This is a genomic window from Candidatus Accumulibacter similis (genome assembly GCA_013347225.1).
Classification (GTDB): domain Bacteria; phylum Pseudomonadota; class Gammaproteobacteria; order Burkholderiales; family Rhodocyclaceae; genus Accumulibacter; species Accumulibacter similis.
Genome location: CP054595.1, coordinates 3,125,373 through 3,142,886 on the forward strand (window position 1 = coordinate 3,125,373; position 17,514 = coordinate 3,142,886).

The following is a 17,514-nucleotide window of genomic DNA, read 5'->3' on the forward strand; positions in this document are numbered from 1 at the left end:
GCGATCGGCCCCCTAATCCGCCAGCCAGCGTTGCCGGCGCTCGTCGCGCAGCGCCAGTTCGCGCAACACGCCCGGCAGCACGGCGCGCTCGCGGGCCGCGTCGGCCGTCGGCGCGCCGCTGTCCGCCGGCGCTTCCTGCCGCTCCGGCTGGACCTCGGCCTGCATCTCGTCGATCCTGATGGGCATCGCTTCGCTCTCCGTTACGGGCGCGCGCCGATGACGAACTCGGCGTCGCCGCTGACATCAGCCTTCAGACCGCTGCCGCCGCCGTCGAGCAGACGTCCGCCGACCGCCACTTTGCCGGCGCTCGAAATGCTCGCCGAATCCTGCAGCAGCCTGCTCGGCGACAGCGCCCGCGTCGTCGGTTTGCTCTCGACCCGCAGCCCGGCAAAGGAACCGCCGGCCGCAGCGCCGCCGGCGGCGACGCCACCGCCGATGCCGACGCCGACCCCGGCTCCGGCACCGATTCCCAGGCCGCCGCCGGCGGCGACTCCGACGCCTAGCCCGACACCGCCGCCGACACCCAGTCCGACACCGCCGCCGACGCTCAAACCGGCGCCGCCACCGACACCGAGTCCGGCGCCGCCGCCAGCGGCGAAGGCTGCCGCCGGCAGCAGGCTGACGCCACCGCCGGCCCCGGCGGTCGCCGCGGCCGAGAAGCCAGCGCCCGCCGATGCGCCGATGCCGGCCGAGAACCCCACCCCGACCGACGCCCCGGCAGCGAAGCCGACGCTGGCCGAAGCGCCGATGGCGAGCCCGCCGCCACCGCCGAAGCGCAGACTCGTGGCGCCGTTGGCAGCAGCGATGCCGCGCGCCGCACGCGGGTCACCGGCCTGGTTCGCCGCACCCTGCGGCCCACCGAGCGGACCCTCGTCGTCCGGCACGACGACCGGCTCGGCGGCGAGGTCGCCGTCGACCGAAGCCTGATCGCTGCTCGTTCCACCCTCGAACGAGACATCCTGGCTCGACAGAGTCAGGTTGATCGACGAACGCAGCGGCAGACCGCCGGCGGCGAAGAAATCGATCGTCTCCTTGAACTGCTCGACCATGCCGGTGAAGGAGTAGGCGCCCCAACTGAACTTCACCAGCGGCGGCACCTTCTTGCTCTGTCCTTCGGGCACGGGCTGCAGCAACTGCGCCATCTTGTTGGTCGTGATGCGCACGTCCTCGCCGGTGTCGGTGGTGTCGAAAACGACGTCCATCGTCAGCTTGGCGGTCGTCTGGCTGACGTACTGCTTCTTCTTCGCCCCCTGGCCTTCTTCCTTGAGCGTGTTCGACACCGTGTGCTGCAGGCTCGCCGGGTTGAAATGAACCGGCACCGTAACCTTCGGTCCGGTCATCGTCTCGAAGCTGGCGGGGGTGTCGCTGAGGTCGTTCGGGAACTCGGGCATCGCTGGCCTCAGCTCACGAGCACCAGGCCCTCGTGGGCCAGGTGCAGTTCCTCGATGCCGATCTCGCTGCCCTTGGCATTGAGGTCGGCGGCCTTGAACTTGACCGGGATGGCGCGGCGCAGTGCCCAGCGCACCACCGGCTCGTCGGCGCTGTTGCGCATCTCGATCTCGACCTGCAGGCGATAGGCGTAGGCACCCGCCCCCACCTTGGCAAACCAGTTCCAGAGGTCGCGCGTGTCGCTGATGCCGCGCTTCAGGACGACGGTGGCAAAACTCACCGGGCCGGCTCGCTGTACGGCGCCGTAGTTGCTGCCGCCGACCTTGATCACCTTCGGCTCCATCGTCGCTTCCAGCCCCGTGCACTCCGAGAACGCGCCCTGGCAGAGCGGCACGGCCTCACCGCTGGGATTGGCCAGCGACTGCTGGCTGAAGCTGACATGGAAGCGGAAGACGTGCAGCGGCTGGTCGTTCATCACGCCACCTCCGGCAGGGGCTCGGCCAGCGGTGCGGCGACGCCGCCGCCAGTGAGATCGAGGACCACCGTGATGCGCTCGACCGCCGCCACTGGCAGGATGCTGACTTCGGCGCGCAGGCGGCCGTTGTCGAGATCGTTCTGGCTCATCGTGCTGCGATCGCAGCGGACGCTGAACGCCTCCTGCGGCGACGCGCCGCCGAGGCCGCCTTCACGCCAGAAGGCGGTCAGCAACTGCGCGAGGCTCTGCTCGACGCGCCGCCACAGCAGCGGTCCGCTGCCCTCGAAGAGCGCCGCCTCGCCACTCCGCCGCGCCGCGCGCAGCAGCGCGCCGAGCAGGCGGGTGACGCCGCCGGCGCGCCAGGCGGGGTCGCTACTGGCGCTGACGTCGGCATGCAGCACCCAGCCATCGAGCGACGGAGCGACGAGGCAGACCCGCTGTGCCAGGCGGTCGGAGGGCGTCGCCGCCAGGCCGCTGCAGGAGAGGACCGGCTCGCTGCCGCGAACCGCCGCCAGGCGGCTGCCGGCGACCGAGCGGAAGGTGCCGCGGGCGAGCGCGTTCGCCGCCAGCAGACCGGCGAACAGCCCCTCGGGCGCTTCGAGCGTCCCCGGCAGGTCGGCGCTGCAGCGGGTTCGCAGCCACGGCCAGACGAGCTGGACGAAGGCGCTGCCGACCGCGCGGCCACCGTTGCTGCTGTCGGGCGCGGCGAGGATGCCGGCCGCGTCGAGATAGGCCAGGAAGTCGGCCTGCGCCCAGGCGCCGGCGTTGCGCGCGTCGCCAAGCGGCAGCGGCAGCGCCGCCAGCAACAGCATCTCGCGGTGGCGGCGCGCCAGTTGCTCGCGGGCGCTGCCGATGGCATCGCGCCAGGCGCTGAAACCGTCGTCGTCGGCGCGCGGCGGCGCCAGGTCGCGCAGCCCGACGTCCTCCTCGACTGCCGGTGCCGTATCGAGCGAGCACTCGACGAAGACCTCGGGCGAGTCCGGCGGCTCCACCGCCACCTCGACGATCGCCGGCTCGGCTGCGCAGATGTCGGCCAGGTCCGGCAGGCAGACGAAGGTCACCTCGGGCACCCCGGCGAGATGGCCGATGCCGCGCCAGGTCGCCGGGTCGAGCGGTGTCGACGCCGGTGCCAGAAGTGCCGCCAGCCGTGCCGCCCGCCCGGCCGCACGGACGCCGGCCGCCTCGAGGTAGGGCCAGGGATCGCCGCAGCGGACGATCACCGCCCGCCGCCCACCGTTGGCGAAGAAGCTGCGCACGGCGGCGCCGAGATAGCTGGCGCACGAGCGAGTACCGCTGCCGACTGGCCGCATATCCCAAGCGTAGAGCGCGGCGAAGGCGTTCCAGCTCTCGACCACCACCGGCACCTGCAACAAGGCTTCGATCTCCGTCGCCGGCCGCGCCCACGGCCCGCCGATCCAGCCGGCAGCGGCCAGCGCCGCGCGCACGCTGGCCGGGAGCGGCGTCGACCGCCGCCCGACGTAGCCGACGAAGCAGGCGACGTCGACCCGGTTCGGGTCGGCGGCCACCGCCGGCGGCGCGAGTTCGAAGGAGAGCCCGTTCATCGTCTGTGCCGGGTCCGGCTCAGGCCTGGATCTCGAAGCCCTCGGCGGCCAGCACGACCTCCTCGAGGGCGACGTCGCCGCCGCCCTTGCCGGCCAGCGTCGGCCCGGTGTACTTCATCGGGATGCAGCCGCGCAGCAGCCAGGTGCGCACCGGGTTGTGCGCCTCGTCGAGGAGCGCGATGGCGACCGTCTTCTGCGCCGCCGGGCCGGCGGTGCGCGTCTCGTCGATCCACGCCCAGAGGCTGTCGAAGTTGACGATGCCCCGCTTCAGCGTCACGTCGCTCACCTTGTGCACCCCGGCCACCTTGCGCACGTGGTTTTCCTTGTCGTTGCCGGCACGGTACTCGGCAACGGTGACCTCGGTGCCGATTCCCGAGACGTCGGAGAAGCCGCCGAACTCCTCGCCGCCATCGAAACTGACGACGAAGTTGAAGGCGCCGTAGGGTGTGATTCGCTCAGCCATGGTTCAGTCCCTCTCGATCAGGCACGGGCATCGGCGGTCTTCTGGCCGATGCGGAAGATGACGAATTCGGCCGGCTTGATCACCGCCACGCCGATCAGACAGACCAGACGACCGTTGTCGAGGTCGTTCTGGGTCATGGTGCTGCGGTCGCAGCGAACGAAGTAGGCTTCCTCGGTCTTGCTGCCGAGGAGCGCGCCGTTGCGCCACTCGTTGTAGAGGAAGTCGGAGATCGTCTGCCGCACGTTCGCCCACAGCCGCTCGCCGTTGGGCTCGAACACCGCCCACTGCGTGCCGCGGTCGATCGACGACTCGAGGTAGTTGAAGTAGCGGCGCACGTTGACGTACTTCCACTCCGGGTCGGACGAAGCGAGGCGCGCTCCCCAGACGCGGAAGCCGCGACCGGAGAGATAGCGCAGGCAGTTCACGCCGAGCGGGTTGAGCATCTCCTGCTGCGCGAAGTTGACGTCGAGTTCGAAGCGCAGCGCACCGCGCACCACTTCGTTCGCCGGCGCCTTCCAGACGCCGCGCTCGACGTCGTTGCGGGCGTAGATGCCGGTGACGAAGCCCGACGGCGGCAGCGCGAGTTCGCGCGGGATGTCCTCGCGACCGGGCCGCGCCAGCGGGTTCGGCACCACCACCCACGGGTAGTACACGGCAGCGTAGCGCGAGTCGATCAGGCCGCGCAGCGTGCGCGCCTGGCCCGGCGTCTGGTCGCGCGGCAGGTCGAGGACGGCGATGCGGTAGGCGCGACGGGATTCGGCGTGCGCGATCAGCAGGTTGTTGATCGCCTGCGTCTCGGCGTAGGCGGACGAGCCCGGCGCGGCGACGATCGAGATGTCCTCGAGACCCGACAGCTCGCCGAGCGCCAGCGCGTAGTTCGTCGCGGCCGGCTCGCCGCCGTCGACGCCGCCGGCAAGCGGGATGGCGCGTTCGAGCTGGCCGGCTGCATTGGTCACGGCACCGGTGAACAGCGCCGTGTGCAGTTCGAGTGCGCTGACGTTGCCGCCGATGGTGATGGCGAACATGTTCTGCAGGTGATCGGCGCGCCGTGCCGGCGTCGCCGACATCACGTGACCGACCCAGGCCGGATGACTGCGGTCGAAGCCCAGCCCCTCGAAGCTCAGATCCTCGCCGTCGGCGTCGATCGCCACCACCAGCAGGCTGACGATGCGCGGCGTGTCGGCGGCGAGCGTCGCCGCCACCTCGGCGGCGGCAGCCGGGTCGGTCGCAGGGTGCCAGTCGTTGCCGACCTTCAGGTGGAAGGCGGTCGTGCCACCGGCGCCGGTGACCAGCAGCGTTCCGGTCGGGGCGTTGGCCATCGCCGTCGCGGCGACCGGCGTCAGCACCTCGCGCACGACCACCAGCCCGTTGCCAAGGCTGCCCGGGAAGCGCGCCACGAAGGCCGCGGCCTCGGCCGCAGCGGTACCGGCGGGAGTGATCGCGCCGCTTGCCGCCGCCGCGCCGGCGCCGACGACGCGCGAGACGTAGAGTCGCGAGCCGCCCTCGTTGAAGAAGGCGCGCACGGCGTGCGCCAGGTAGTTGGTATCGGGCGAGGCGCCGGACAGCGCCAGGTCCGAGATGCCGCCGTAGATGCGCTCGAAGTCACCGAAGCTGGTGAGCATTTCGGGCACTTCCTGGGCATCGGTCGTGGCGCGGAACGGGCCCTTGCGGGTCGGCCCGACGAACGCGGTGGTACTGGTACCGACGCCCTCGATTGACTTGGCGCGGAAGCTGGTTTCCTCGACATAGACGCCGGGAGCTAGGTACTCGGGCATGGCAGGTCTCCTTCGATCGAGCGTGCCGGGCGATGGACTGCCCGGATGACGGACCCGCTGCCTATGGCAGATCGAGCCCCAGGTTGAGATTCAGGGCGCCTCGCGCAGCGAGGCTGACGTTCTGCTGCGTCGTCGGCAGGGACGCGCGACGCGCTTCGATGTCGGCCGGATCGACCAGACGCCGAACCGCCGGCTGGCGGCCGACACGCACCTCGGCAGACGACGTGCGACTGCCGAGTGCCGGATCGAAATGGACCTCGACGGTGGCAGCGATGCTGCTCACCACCACCGCGTTCTCGTCCTCCGACCAGGTGGTGACCGGCACACCGACGACCGGCACCAGCGCCTCGCCGCGCCAGTCGCTCATGCCCCGCGCGAGCACCGTGCCGCCGGCGACGACGCGCAGCAACGCGCCACCGAGCGCGGCACCGTCGGCGTTGTCGCTGACGCGCGCGCGCAGCTCGGTCCAGTTGGTGCCCAGGCCGGCGATCGCGCTGGGGTAGAGTGGCACATCGACCGCGGCGAAGAGCGAATCGGCACCCACCGCCAGCGGATCACGCGGCAGATCGATCGACGCCAGCCGCGGCAGGTAGCGTCCCGCGGGGTCGCGCAGGGCGACCTCGAGCCGCTCGCTGCCGGGCGCCGGCAACGCCGGCGGCGCCGCGAATGCGGCCGCATGGCTGGCGAGCCGCGTCCATTCATGGATGACGTAGAGACCGCTGCGATTGCGAACGATGCGCGCACCACTGGCGGAGACCTCGATCGGGCCGCGCAGGACCATGCCGGTGGTGCCGTCGACCGGCCGCAGCGCGCCGAGGACGCGCCATTCGACACGTTCGAGTTCGTGCAGCTCCTGGTTGCTCACGCCGCCCCGCTGCCGTAGGCGAAGCGCCCGCTGACCACCGGGCGGAACTGCGCGGCGTCGCTGTCGGGATCGATGCGCACGAGTCGCGCGACGTAGGAGACCGACAGCCGGTACGAAGGCGTCAGCGCATCCCAGATGCGCATCACGTCCTCGGTCGCCAGCTCGGCCGGGATGATCTGGATCACCTCGTCGCTCGCCCAGCCGGCATCGGGAGTCAGCGACGAGGCGTCGAGCACCGGGTACTCGTGCAGTTGGCGCAGCGCCCAGGTCAACGCCACCTGCTCATCCTGTGCCGCCATTCCCCAACTGCTCATCAGGTAGTGCAGGTCGAGCCCGAGTGGCCCGACGCCGCTGGCGGAGCCGCGCAGGTGGGCGCTCTGGCGCGAGTGTTCGTTCACCGTCAGGCGATAGAGGAACAGCGTGATGCGGTTGCGTTCCTCGCCCTCGCTGGCCATCTGGCCGCCGCTCACGAGCTCGAAGTCGCACTCGGGCAAGGGGCGGCCGCCGATCTCGGTCGGATAGGTGTTGCGGAGGAAGGTCACGATCGAACTGCCGACTGCGTGCACCGCGAACACGTTTGCCATCAGCCTCCTCCGGAAAAGCAGCCGTTGCGCCTGCACCACCAACAGCAGGCCATGCGCTGCAGCGATTGCCGATTCCACCTTGCCACGCAGGGCAACCGCCACCATCTGGCTGGCACATGTCCACGCGGCGGATGCGGAAACGGATGAACCTACTCTATTGGGTGCGCCAGCCGATCGCAACCCAATTCTTTTTATAAAGCAGCGCGCTGCGACGCGGCCACGCGCTCCGCGCCGGCAACGGCGGCTGCCACGATTGCTGCGAGCGCGAGCAACTGACTGATTGGCAGACGGATTTCGGATACCGGGCCGGGCGGCGCGGCAGGCGCTGCATCCTTCATCATTTGCATCGTTTATGCAGTAACCTGTCGAGGGTCCGATCCGGCAGCAAGCGTGACGGCCGCATGTACTTTGCAACAATTGCTTGCGCACTGAACATCATGTGCTTTCGATATCGCTCCCGGCTACGGGCGCAGCTCATTCATCAATCCGAATTATGCATTATACTTTGAGTCGGTTCTGAACATTGCACAATAGGATACTGATTTATTGTATTTTTCAATCGCTTGCTGCGGGACGGAGCGAGGTTTCGGGCTTTCGTGCGGCGGCCGTCCCGGCTTGTCGCCGTGCGGGCGGGCGGCAACGGGCGCGGGAGCGGGGCCGGTAGGCGGCACTCAAAGCCAGCCGCCGGCGCCGGCCTGCTCGCGCGCCTCGCGGTCGCGGCGCAGGTTTTCCTCCAGTTCCTCACGGCCGCTCTTGGCAATCGCCACGGTTTTCGCCTCGTCGCGAAAATGCGGCAGCATCGCGTTGAGCGTGATCATGTTCTGGCGGCGAAAGGCCTCGGCGATCGAACGCGCCTCGTAGGGCTCGATGCCCAGGACGGTCAATGCCGTGCGGGCGCTCCTCAACGACGACTCGAAGGTCTCGCGCTCGATCGCCGTCACGCCGCGATCGGCAAGTTCCAGCCAGTGCCGCACATTGCGGGCGCGCGCGACGATCGTGAGCTTCGGAAAGCTCGCTCTCGCCAGGTCAACGACGGCGAGGCTGTCGGCCACGTCGTCGATCGCCACGACCAGCAGCCTGGCCTGCGCAGCGCCGGCCGCCGTCAGCAGATCGAGGCGCGTGGCGTCACCATAGAACACATGGTAGCCGAACTTGCGCAGCGTATCGATCTGGTCCGGGTCGTGATCGAGGACGGTGATCGGGATGCCCTGCGCCAACAGCACGCGGCCGACTATCTGCCCGTAACGCCCCATGCCGGCGATGATCGCCGGCGCATTCTGGTCGTCGATCGCGTCCGCCGCACGCTGCGTGCGGGCGCGGCTCGCCGTCAGGCGATCGAAAGCGATCAGCAGCAGCGGCGTCGCGGCCATCGACAGCGCCACGGCGGCCGTCAGCAGGCCTTCCCAGTCGCGCGGCAGGACCTGCGCCGCACGCGCCACGCCGAAGACGACGAAGGCAAACTCGCCGGCCTGCGCGAGCAGGGCCGCGAACAGCCAGCGCTCGGCGCGCGGAACCTCGAGGCGCGGCGCGATCAACGCCAGCATCGTCCCCTTGACCAGCAGCAGGCCAATGACCAGAGCCGCCAGCAGGCCGGGCCGCGCGATCACCTGGCCGAAGTCGATCGACATGCCCACGGCGATGAAGAAGAGCCCGAGCAGCAACCCCTTGAACGGCGCGATGTCGCTTTCCAGCGCGTGCCGGTATTCCGAGCTGGCCAGCAGCACGCCGGCCAGGAAGGCTCCCAGCGCCATCGACAGGCCGGCCCCGGCCATCAATTGGGCGATGCCGATCACCAGAAGCAGGGCGAAAGCGGTGAAGATTTCCCGCACTTCCGACTTGGCGATCAGCCGCATCAGCGGTCGCGTGAGAAAGCGGCCGATGATCACGACGCCGACGATCGCGCCAATCGCCTTTGCCGCACCCAGCCAGCCGTCGCCTGCTTCGCCGCCGGCGGCACCGAGGAACGGCACCAGGGCAATCAACGGTATCGCCGCGATGTCCTGGAACAGCAGCACCGCAAAGCTGCTGCGGCCGACAGGTGCCGTCATCAGGTTGCGTTCGTTCATCGTCTGCACGGCGATGGCCGTCGACGAGAGCGCCAGCGCCAGTCCGGCGGCGACGGCGGCCTGCCACGTCAGGCCGAGGGCGATGAGGCCGAGCGCGAGCACCGCGCCGCATGCGGCCATCTGCAGGCTGCCGCCACCGAACACGGCGCGACGCATCTCGATCAGACGCTTCAGCTCGAGTTCGAGGCCGATCAGGAACAGCATCAGCACGACGCCGAACTCGGCGAAGTGCAACGTCGACTCGACGTCGCCGACCAGCTTCAGGCCCCACGGGCCGATCAGCCAACCGGCAATCAGGTAGCCCAACACCGAGCCGAGGCCGCTGCGCTTGGCGATCGGCACGCAGACCACGGCGGCCGCGAGGTACACCAGGGCATTGCCCAACAGGTCAGCCACGTACCACCTCCGCATCCGCCGCAAACGCCAGCAAGCGCTGGCGGTACTCCGCCGCATGCCGGTGCAGCACGTCGTCATCGACCTGATGCGCGCCGTGCAGCACCAGCGGCGGCAGCCAGATCATGCCGCAGTAGCGTGCGGTCATCTCCATCACCGGCACGAAGGCCGCGAACGGGAACCTGTGAGCGCCCTCCGGCGTGTAGCCGGCGGCCGGCGCGCCGGTGGTCGTCACCCAGAGACACGACTTGCCGACCAGCGCCGTGCCGCCTTCGCCGGTGGCCCAGCCGTCGCCGAGCACCGTGTCGAACCAGAGCTTCTGCAGCGCCGGTGACGAATACCACATCAACGGGTGTTGCCAGACGATCAGCTGCGACTCGACCAGCAGTTGGCGTTCGGCGGCGACGTCGATGGCGAAATCCGGGTACGTATCGTAGAGCGAGCGAACCGTCACCGACGGCACTCGGCGCGCCGCGTCCAGCAGCACGCGGTTGGCGCGCGAGCGCGCCGGATGCGGATGGGCGTAGATCAGGGCGATCAAGTTGACTCCTCGACGATCTGGGCGGCCAGGCGCGAAGTCCGGCGGGCGGCGCACCCGCCGGGGTGGCTTCGCCGACCGCTTCTCCGTCCCTGGCGGTCGGCACATCGGGGCTGCAGCGGCGATGACCGAAGTATAGAGGCAGAGCGATCCTCTGCAACCAGGCGGCGCCGCTCGCAGCGCGCCGCTGGTCATCGTTCAGGCTGCGGACGGTCGGTGACCACCGGCGGCTCGCTGAGCGCGGGGCCGCGCGCCTCGGGTGGCCGGCGACCACCCAGCAGACGATGATCACCGAAGCCGCACCGCAAGCTCCATCGAACCACTACTCGGGCCACAAGCTTCTCTTCTCGCACGCCCAGGTCGTCGAGGTCCTGCTGAGCGGTTTCGTCGGCGAAGAATGGGGCGACGACCTGGACTACAGCACCCTCGAGAAGTTCGGCGGCAGGCATGTCATCGACTGCCTGCGCGACCGCAAGGAAGACCTCATCTGATGGGTCCGGCGCCAGGATGCGTGGCTCTACGCCCACCTGCGGCTCGAATTCCAGAGTCAGGTCGAGCCCCGGAACGGCGCTGCGCATTCTGGTCAACACGGGCCTGCTGTGTCAGGCTCTGATCAAGACCGGCGAGGTCCGGTCCGGCCAGAGCCTGCCGGCCGGCTTCCCGGTCGTGCTCCACAACGGTCGCCATCCTTGGCCGACGGCGAACTCATAACCAGCAGCGTGCCGTGTCACGCCTCGCGGCGCACCGGCAGGGCACCGAATGCGCCAGCGACCGGCGCGTCTTCGTCGTCTCGGTCAATCGGGTGGTCCTGCAGCGCCTGATGCCCGGACAGCAGATACTCGAAGAGAGCGAACTACGGGAGATCGACACCATGCTTGCCGAAGCATGCGAGGAATGGACCAGCCAGTGGCAGGAGAAGTGCTTCCGCCACCTACCGGAGGAACGTCGGCAGAAGGGGTTGCAACCAGGGCTGCAGGAAGGCTGTGGCGGCCGATCTTTCGAGATGGAGGGGGTCGACCGCCTGTCCGGAACGAAGACTCCGAGGGCGACGGGGACGACTTTGCGCATGGTGGCGGGGACTGCGGCCAGCGTGGTCTTGCCATCGGTCAGCAGGCGTTGCTAGAAGACTGGAGCAGCGGGCACAGGCAGTCGCCGCAGCGGCGGCAGACACGCTAGAATGCCGCCCCTTGACCATCAGCCGGGAGTCCCGTCGTGAAAAGCCTGCGCCAGCATCTGTTCGTTGCCACCGCCCTCCTCCTCGCCCTGGCGCCCGTCAGCGCGGCCGAGCCAGACCAGGCGGCCGCGCTCAGGGCGCAGGCGGCGAAACTCGTCCGGGTCGAGAATCCAGATGTGCTGCCGTCGGTGAAGCGTGTCGTGATCACCAGCTTCATGGCCGATTTCGTCAGCGAGCTGCGCTACAGCAAGTCGCTGAGCGGCCTCGAGGCGATGATCGGCGCCGACTCGGACGTCTCGATCCGGCTCGTCGGCAGCAGCAACGAGCAGTTCCAGGCGATGACCGAAGCCTTCTACGAGCAGACGGTCGCGCAGTTGCGCGCGCGCGGGATCGAGGTGGTCGAGCACGCCGAACTCGCTGCGCTGCCCGAGTTCGCCGAGCTCGCCGCCTCCGGGCTGAAGCCGCTGCCGAGCGAACAGGATGCGAAAGCCGGCAAGGGACTGTTCTTCACGGCGCAGGGACTGCCGCTGCACCTGATCGACGAGACGCAGTTCATGCCGAGCTTCTCCTTCGGCAGGAAGAAGCAGGACGACTTCCTCACCTTCGGCACGCGTTTCTCGGGTGGTTTTGCCGCCGCGCAGACGCAGCAGATCGAGAACCGGATCGCGACCAGCCTCGGCGCGACGATTCTCAAGGTCCGCCTCACGGTTCTCGGCGGCCAGCTCACGCCGGACAACAGTTTCTGGAGCAGCGGCAAGGTCAGCACGCGGGCGGCGGCGAGCTTCGTGGACACCGTCACCCGCTACGCCTTCATCACCCCGGACGGCAACAAGGCGCGCATCTCGCTGCAGGAGACGGTCGCCACCGACGAGATCGGCGAACTGGTCAATACCACCAGCGACGGCAGCAAGGCGACCGACACGGCGAAGAACGTCGCGCTCGTCGCGCTCAACGTCGCCAGCCTGGCGGCGCGCCTCGGCGGGATCAACACCGGCTACACCGGCGGCTTCTCGGCGACCAGCGAGTACGAATGCCGGGTCCGGCCGGAACTCTTCGAGAAGACGGTGCTCAGCCACTACGAGAGCATCGCCGGCCTCTTCGGCGATCGGCTGCAGAATCCGGGGCAGTAGGCAGGGTAACCCGAACGCTGTCGTCGTCGCCCGCCGCCACGCAGGCCACGGCCCGCGGGCAATCAGGTCCTGAAGCGCCGGACCGCTTCCTGCAACCGGCCGGCGACGGCGGCGACCTCGCCGGCAGCGCTCGTGACCTTGCGCAAGGACTCACCGTTGCGTTCGCTCACCCCCGCCACCTCCTGCACGCCGGCAGCGACCTCGTCGCTGGCTGCGGCCTGTTCACGCAGGAGATCGGAAATGCTGGCGATGGCCTCGGCGACCCGGGCCGTCCCGGTCTCGATCTGACGGATCGAGGCGCTTGCCCGGTGCGCCAGCGCAACGCCCCGGTCGACCTGTTCAACCTCCCGGTGCATCGACTCGAGCGCCGACTGCGTGCTCTGCTGCACCAGAGAGATGATGCTGCTGATCTCCTGGGTCGACTTGCCGGTACGCTCCGCGAGTTTGCGCACCTCGTCGGCGACGACCGCGAAACCACGGCCGGCCTCGCCCGCCCGCGCCGCCTCGATCGCGGCATTCAGCGCCAACAGGTTGGTCTGATCGGCGATCTCTTTGATCACCGCAGTCACTGCAGAGATTCGGTCCGACTGACGAACGAGTTCGTCGATCATTGCGGCCGATCGCTGAACCGTTTCGGCGATCCGCGACACCTCGGCCACAGAGCTGTCGATGACCTGTCCGCCCTGCCGCGAAAGTTCACCCGACTCCAGAGCCGTCGCCCGTGCCTCACCCGCGCTGCTGCTCAACTGGCCAATACGGTCGGTCACTGCGGCAACCGTCGAAGCGATCGCGCGAGCCGAGCCCGCTTCGTCAACCAGGGCGCCTGCTGCCTCGCCGACCGACCGGGCGAGGGTCGACGCATCCTCGGCGAGCAATGACGCACTGCGCTGAATCTCCCCGACCATCTCGCGTAGCGCCGTCTGCATCTCCCTGACGGCAGCCAGCAGCGTGTCGTGGTGCGACCTTTCGCAACGGACCTCGACGCCCAGGTTGCCAGCGGCGATTTCCCTCGTCACGGCGACGGCATAGGCCGGATCACCACCCAGTTGCGCAACCGCACGGCCGACCACGGCAACGACGACTGCCCCACCAAGCAACATGATCACACCGATGAACAGCAGGCTGCGCAGCATGCCTGAATGCACCGCGCGGTGCTCCGACCGGATGTCGCGGGTGAACACGAGCACTCCGGCGTTCTCGCCGGCACCATCCTTGAACGGGAAAATCATCAGCGCGTGGCTGCTGCCCATGCGCAAACCGGCATCGGCAGCGTCGGCGCCGACCCCGAACTCGCGCAGTCGGTCGAGCACGCCCTCGCGGTTCGTTGCGTCGAGCAGAGTCAGTCCGCGGAACTGTTCGCCCTTGATCTCGGTGCCCTTCTTGCGCATGTACTCGTCGTTCAGCAACACGGCGACGTCATCGCCGGTGATCTCTTTCGTCGCCGGCAGAACGTGGTCGATCTCCTGGGCAAGCTCCCAGTAACCGATCCTCCTGCCATCACGGTAAACCGGGCGCACCGCGCGCAAGGAGAAGAAGTTCTTGCCCATGTCCAGGCTGGTCGCCAGTTTGTCGGCGCTCGCCGCCATGCGGAAGCTGTTGCGCGTGTTCCGGTCGCCGTGCTGTTGCGGCTTGTGGACACGCAGGAAGGTCGTCCCGTCCGGCGAGAAGAAGTAGAAATGGGTGATTCTCGACTGCGCCTTGAGTTCCTCGAACAGCGGCTTCGCACGCTGGAGGAGCTCATCGCGACTGCCACGTTCGAATGCGTCGAGCAGACCGTCGATGCGTATCGTTGCCGTCAACGCGCGCCCCAGGCCCTCGGCGTCACTGGCAATCTGGGTCAGAAAGACCCGCTCGTCACCGCGCATGCGGGCCTCCAGCGCCTCCCGCAACTGGCTGACGTGGGTCACGTAAATCAGCGCGGCCGCCGTCACCAACATGGCGACGAACGTGACGAGAAGCGAGAGAACGATCTTCTTCCTGAACGAAAGCATCATGACTCTTTCTCTTGGCAACATCGTTGAGCCAATACGGAAGGACAATCCTTGCACCGGCTTCCGCCGCGACGGGTGCCGGCTTTTTTTGGGATCGTTGCTCCACTCCGCGGATCGGACACTGCGAACGTCTTGTTTCTTGTTGTTTCTGGAAGCATCATACAGTCGTTCGCATCATCCTTAGCAATAATTCTGAGGAAAAGCAAGCCCATCCGTCCGGAAAGGTGCGTCGTCGCAGGCGTGGCGGGAGTCATGGCAGCCGACTTGGTTCCCCTCGTTCCGATACGCGAGTCGGTGCGGGGCAATCGCTGGTAGATGCAACCGCCGAAACCTCGCACCGTTCGCGGTGGTGCCGGTGAATCTCGGCCGCAACCACCCTCTGCGCACCTTTGGTGAGCGTGCCTCGCATGCTTGCCTCCCGGCAAGGTGATCCGACGAATTGCAGAATTCAAGCATCCGTATGGTCGGCAATTCAAGCCATCGCGACATTCCTTCGCCAGACGCTCGGGCGAGTGATCGGCGCCGATCGCTGCGGTTTCCTGCAGCAACGCCGGTGCTCCATGCAGGCAAGAGCCGAGAGGCGTCGGCCATTGGGCATGGCCCAGATCGATGAGCCGCAGGACTCACCGGCAAGCGCAGCGTGCCAGCACGGAGCGGCCGCTTTGCGCTACCATCGGCCGCACCATGATGAGAACATTCGCAGACCGCCGACCTGTCCCCCTGTCCGGTAGCAACGGGCTCCGCCGCCTCCCCGTGCCTGCCGCAGTTGCTGCCCGGCGGAGCCGGTCGCTCGCCTGGCGAGCGTTGCTCGCCCTGCTCCTGCTGCTGCTCGGCACGCCGGCAGCGGCGCAGTTCCCCTGGTCGAAGGAGAAGAGCGCGCCACCCGCGGCGAGCGCCGAGCCGGCGGAGAAGCCGCGCGAAAAGGCGGCGCGCAACCTCGCCGAGGCGCGCCGGCAGCAGGAGGCGTTCAGGGTCGAGGAAGGCGTTGCGCGGCCAACCGAGGATCCGCTGGTCAGCGAGAGGCGTCGGCTGCTGGACCGCCTCGTCGTCGCCTACGGCGAGCAGATCAAGCTCATCGACGACCTCGAGAACCTCGACCGGCCGCGCCCGCCCGACCTGCAGCAGCAGGAGCTGCTCGCCGGCTTCGGCGGCCCCGGACCGTACTCGGCCTTGCGCGTCGATGCGCTGCGCGACGCGCAGCAGGCCGTGCGCAACCTCATGCAGCGACTGGCGGCCGCCGACCGCGCCCTCGACACCCTGCAGACTGGGCAGCTCGATGAGCAACGCAAGGCGAGCGAGGCGGTTCGTCTCGCCGATGACCGGCTGAGCCGCGCGCGCGGCAAGGAGGAGACCGAGCGGGAACGGGACAACCGTGACGCGACCCTGCTGCGCCGGAAGCTGGCGGAAACACAGCTCTTCAACATCAGCCTGGCGAAGGAGAGGATCGCCGCCGAGACGAGGGCGCTGCAGGCGCGCGACACCGAGATGGAACGGCTTCTGACACGGGTCCTGCCGGCCCAGGAACTGAGCAAGGACGAACTCGAGCAGCAGCAGGCGCTGCTGCGCCGGGAACTGAAGCAGCTCAACTCGGAAGCCGAGCGGCTGATCGTCGACAACAGCCGCCGCGCGGCGGAGCGCGAACGCCTTCTCGCCGATGCCGAGGCCGGCCGTGGCAACGCACAGTCGGCAGGGCGCCTGCAGCTGCTCGATGCGCGACTGGAGAGCGACCGTGTACGCCTGCTGGCGCTGAACTGGGCCCAGACGCTGGCACAGGCGAGCATCGACGCCTGGGCGCAGCGTTACGTCGGCTTCCAGTCACAGGACGCGACGACCCGGCAGGGCGTCGTCGCCTGGCTGACGCGTACCCGCGACGAACTCGCGAGCCGCCGCCAGCTCGTGCAGCAGCTCGCGCAGGAAGCGCGCGCCGAGGTCCGGGAGGAGGAAGCGCGCATCGCGGCAGGCACTGCCGGTGCCGCAACGGCGGCGCAGCAGGCGGAGATGCTCGCTGCGCTGCGCGAGCGGAGCCAGGCCTTCGAGCGCGTCGAGCGGATGGGGACCGGACTGCTGCGGCAGATCGAGCGCTGGCTGGCTGACTTCGGTTTCAGCGGCAGCGGTGCTCGCTCCGGCGACTGGAAGTTCGCCACCGCGCAGGTGACCGAAACGCTGAAGGGGATCTGGAACTTCGAGATGTTCGCCGTCGACGAATCGACGTTGATCGACGGCAAGAGCGTCACCGTCAGCTACGGCGTCACCGTCGGCAAGAGCATCGGCGCAATCCTTCTGTTCCTGCTCGGTTACTGGCTGTTCGCGGCGCTGTCGCGGCGCTTGCAGCGGGTGATGGTGCAGCGTTTCGGCGTCGACCAGCAGCTCGCCAGCGTCATCCGCCGCTGGGCGATGATCGCGCTCGGCGTGTTGCTGGTGGTCTTCATCCTCAACCTGGCGCGCATCCCGCTGACGGTCTTCGCCTTTCTCGGCGGCGCGCTGGCGATCGGTGTCGGTTTCGGCACGCAGACGATCATCAAGAACGTCATCAGCGGCATCATCGTCCTCTTCGAGCGCAAGGTCCGCGTCGGTGACATCATCCAGCTCGGCGGCATGACCGGCCACGTCGTCGCCGTCGACCTGCGCGCGTCGACGGTGCGCGGCTTCGACGGTGTCGAGGCACTGATTCCGAATTCCAGTTTTCTCGAGAACCAGGTGGTCAACTGGACCTACTCGAACCCGCGCATCCGGCGCGAGATCCGCATCGGCATCGCCTACGGCTCGCCGATCCACCGTGCCGCCGAGATCATCGCCGGCTGCGCCGCGGATCACGGCGAGGTGCTCAGGGATCCACCGCCGGAGGTCTTCTTCGAGGACTTCTCCGACAGCGCGCTGCTGCTCGTGCTCGTCTTCTGGGTCGAACTCGGAGCACAGCGGCCGCCGGGACGCCGGGTCGACAGCGACCTGCGTTACGCGATCGAGAAACGACTGGGAGCCGCCGGCATCGCCATCCCGTTCCCGCAGCGGGACCTGCACCTCGATACCTCGCGACCGCTGGCCGTCAGCATCGCGCCGCAGAGGGAAGCGCCCGGCAATCCCGGCGCGGCCTGAGAGGTTGTGAAGAAGT

At 68.6% G+C, this 17,514-nt stretch carries 15 protein-coding genes; 4 read left to right on the forward strand and 11 right to left on the reverse strand.

Features of this window, described 5'->3' with window-relative positions; genetic code table 11:
- Positions 1-12: 12 nt before the first annotated feature.
- The 10 genes from HT579_13700 to HT579_13745 form a co-directional block, all read right to left on the reverse strand.
- Positions 13-186, reverse strand: coding sequence for a hypothetical protein (locus tag HT579_13700; protein ID QKS29871.1), 174 nt, complete (start codon positions 184-186; stop codon positions 13-15).
- 14 nt (positions 187-200) lie between these two features.
- A complete protein-coding gene (locus tag HT579_13705; protein ID QKS29872.1) occupies positions 201-1,391 on the reverse strand; it encodes a hypothetical protein in 1,191 nt (396 codons plus the stop codon).
- Between the two features lie 8 nt (positions 1,392-1,399).
- Positions 1,400-1,864: a phage tail protein gene (locus tag HT579_13710; GenBank protein QKS29873.1), complete on the reverse strand. Its 465-nt coding sequence runs from the start codon at positions 1,862-1,864 to the stop codon at positions 1,400-1,402.
- Positions 1,864-3,426 carry a phage tail protein gene (locus HT579_13715; protein QKS29874.1) on the reverse strand — a complete coding sequence of 521 codons (1,563 nt, stop codon included), beginning with the start codon at positions 3,424-3,426 and terminating at the stop codon, positions 1,864-1,866. The genes HT579_13710 and HT579_13715 overlap by 1 nt, the downstream gene beginning before the upstream one ends.
- Positions 3,427-3,445: 19 nt before the next feature.
- On the reverse strand, positions 3,446-3,889 hold the full coding sequence (locus tag HT579_13720; GenBank protein ID QKS29875.1) for a phage tail protein: 444 nt from the start codon (positions 3,887-3,889) through the stop codon (positions 3,446-3,448).
- Between the two features lie 17 nt (positions 3,890-3,906).
- Positions 3,907-5,664 (reverse strand): phage tail sheath family protein, encoded by a 1,758-nt coding sequence (locus tag HT579_13725; protein ID QKS29876.1) that lies wholly within the window; start codon positions 5,662-5,664, stop codon positions 3,907-3,909.
- A gap of 61 nt (positions 5,665-5,725) precedes the next feature.
- Complete coding sequence (locus tag HT579_13730; GenBank protein ID QKS29877.1) at positions 5,726-6,529, reverse strand: hypothetical protein; 804 nt, start codon at positions 6,527-6,529, stop codon at positions 5,726-5,728.
- A complete protein-coding gene (locus HT579_13735; protein ID QKS29878.1) occupies positions 6,526-7,113 on the reverse strand; it encodes a DUF4255 domain-containing protein in 588 nt (195 codons plus the stop codon). The genes HT579_13730 and HT579_13735 overlap by 4 nt, the downstream gene beginning before the upstream one ends.
- 671 nt (positions 7,114-7,784) lie before the next feature.
- Entirely contained in the window at positions 7,785-9,590 is a 1,806-nt protein-coding gene (kefC, locus tag HT579_13740; protein ID QKS29879.1) for a glutathione-regulated potassium-efflux system protein KefC, read from the reverse strand.
- Positions 9,568-10,218: an NAD(P)H-dependent oxidoreductase gene (locus HT579_13745; GenBank protein ID QKS29880.1), complete on the reverse strand. Its 651-nt coding sequence runs from the start codon at positions 10,216-10,218 to the stop codon at positions 9,568-9,570. The genes kefC and HT579_13745 overlap by 23 nt, the downstream gene beginning before the upstream one ends.
- A gap of 176 nt (positions 10,219-10,394) precedes the next feature.
- On the opposite strand from HT579_13745, the gene HT579_13750 reads away from it, so the two are divergent.
- From HT579_13750 to HT579_13760, 3 genes are all read left to right on the forward strand, one after another.
- Entirely contained in the window at positions 10,395-10,601 is a 207-nt protein-coding gene (locus HT579_13750) for a hypothetical protein (GenBank protein ID QKS29881.1), read from the forward strand.
- Positions 10,602-10,834: 233 nt separating this feature from the next.
- A complete protein-coding gene (locus HT579_13755; GenBank protein QKS29882.1) occupies positions 10,835-11,233 on the forward strand; it encodes a hypothetical protein in 399 nt (132 codons plus the stop codon).
- Positions 11,234-11,322: 89 nt separating this feature from the next.
- Positions 11,323-12,414 carry a hypothetical protein gene (locus tag HT579_13760; GenBank protein QKS29883.1) on the forward strand — a complete coding sequence of 364 codons (1,092 nt, stop codon included), beginning with the start codon at positions 11,323-11,325 and terminating at the stop codon, positions 12,412-12,414.
- 62 nt (positions 12,415-12,476) lie between these two features.
- Here HT579_13760 and HT579_13765 read toward each other — a convergent pair whose 3' ends face one another.
- The gene (locus HT579_13765; protein ID QKS29884.1) at positions 12,477-14,408 is read right to left on the reverse strand and encodes a hypothetical protein; all 1,932 of its coding nucleotides are present in this window, start codon (positions 14,406-14,408) and stop codon (positions 12,477-12,479) included.
- Positions 14,409-15,209: 801 nt separating this feature from the next.
- Here HT579_13765 and HT579_13770 point away from each other — a divergent pair.
- A complete protein-coding gene (locus HT579_13770) occupies positions 15,210-17,498 on the forward strand; it encodes a mechanosensitive ion channel (protein QKS29885.1) in 2,289 nt (762 codons plus the stop codon).
- Positions 17,499-17,514: the final 16 nt, after the last annotated feature.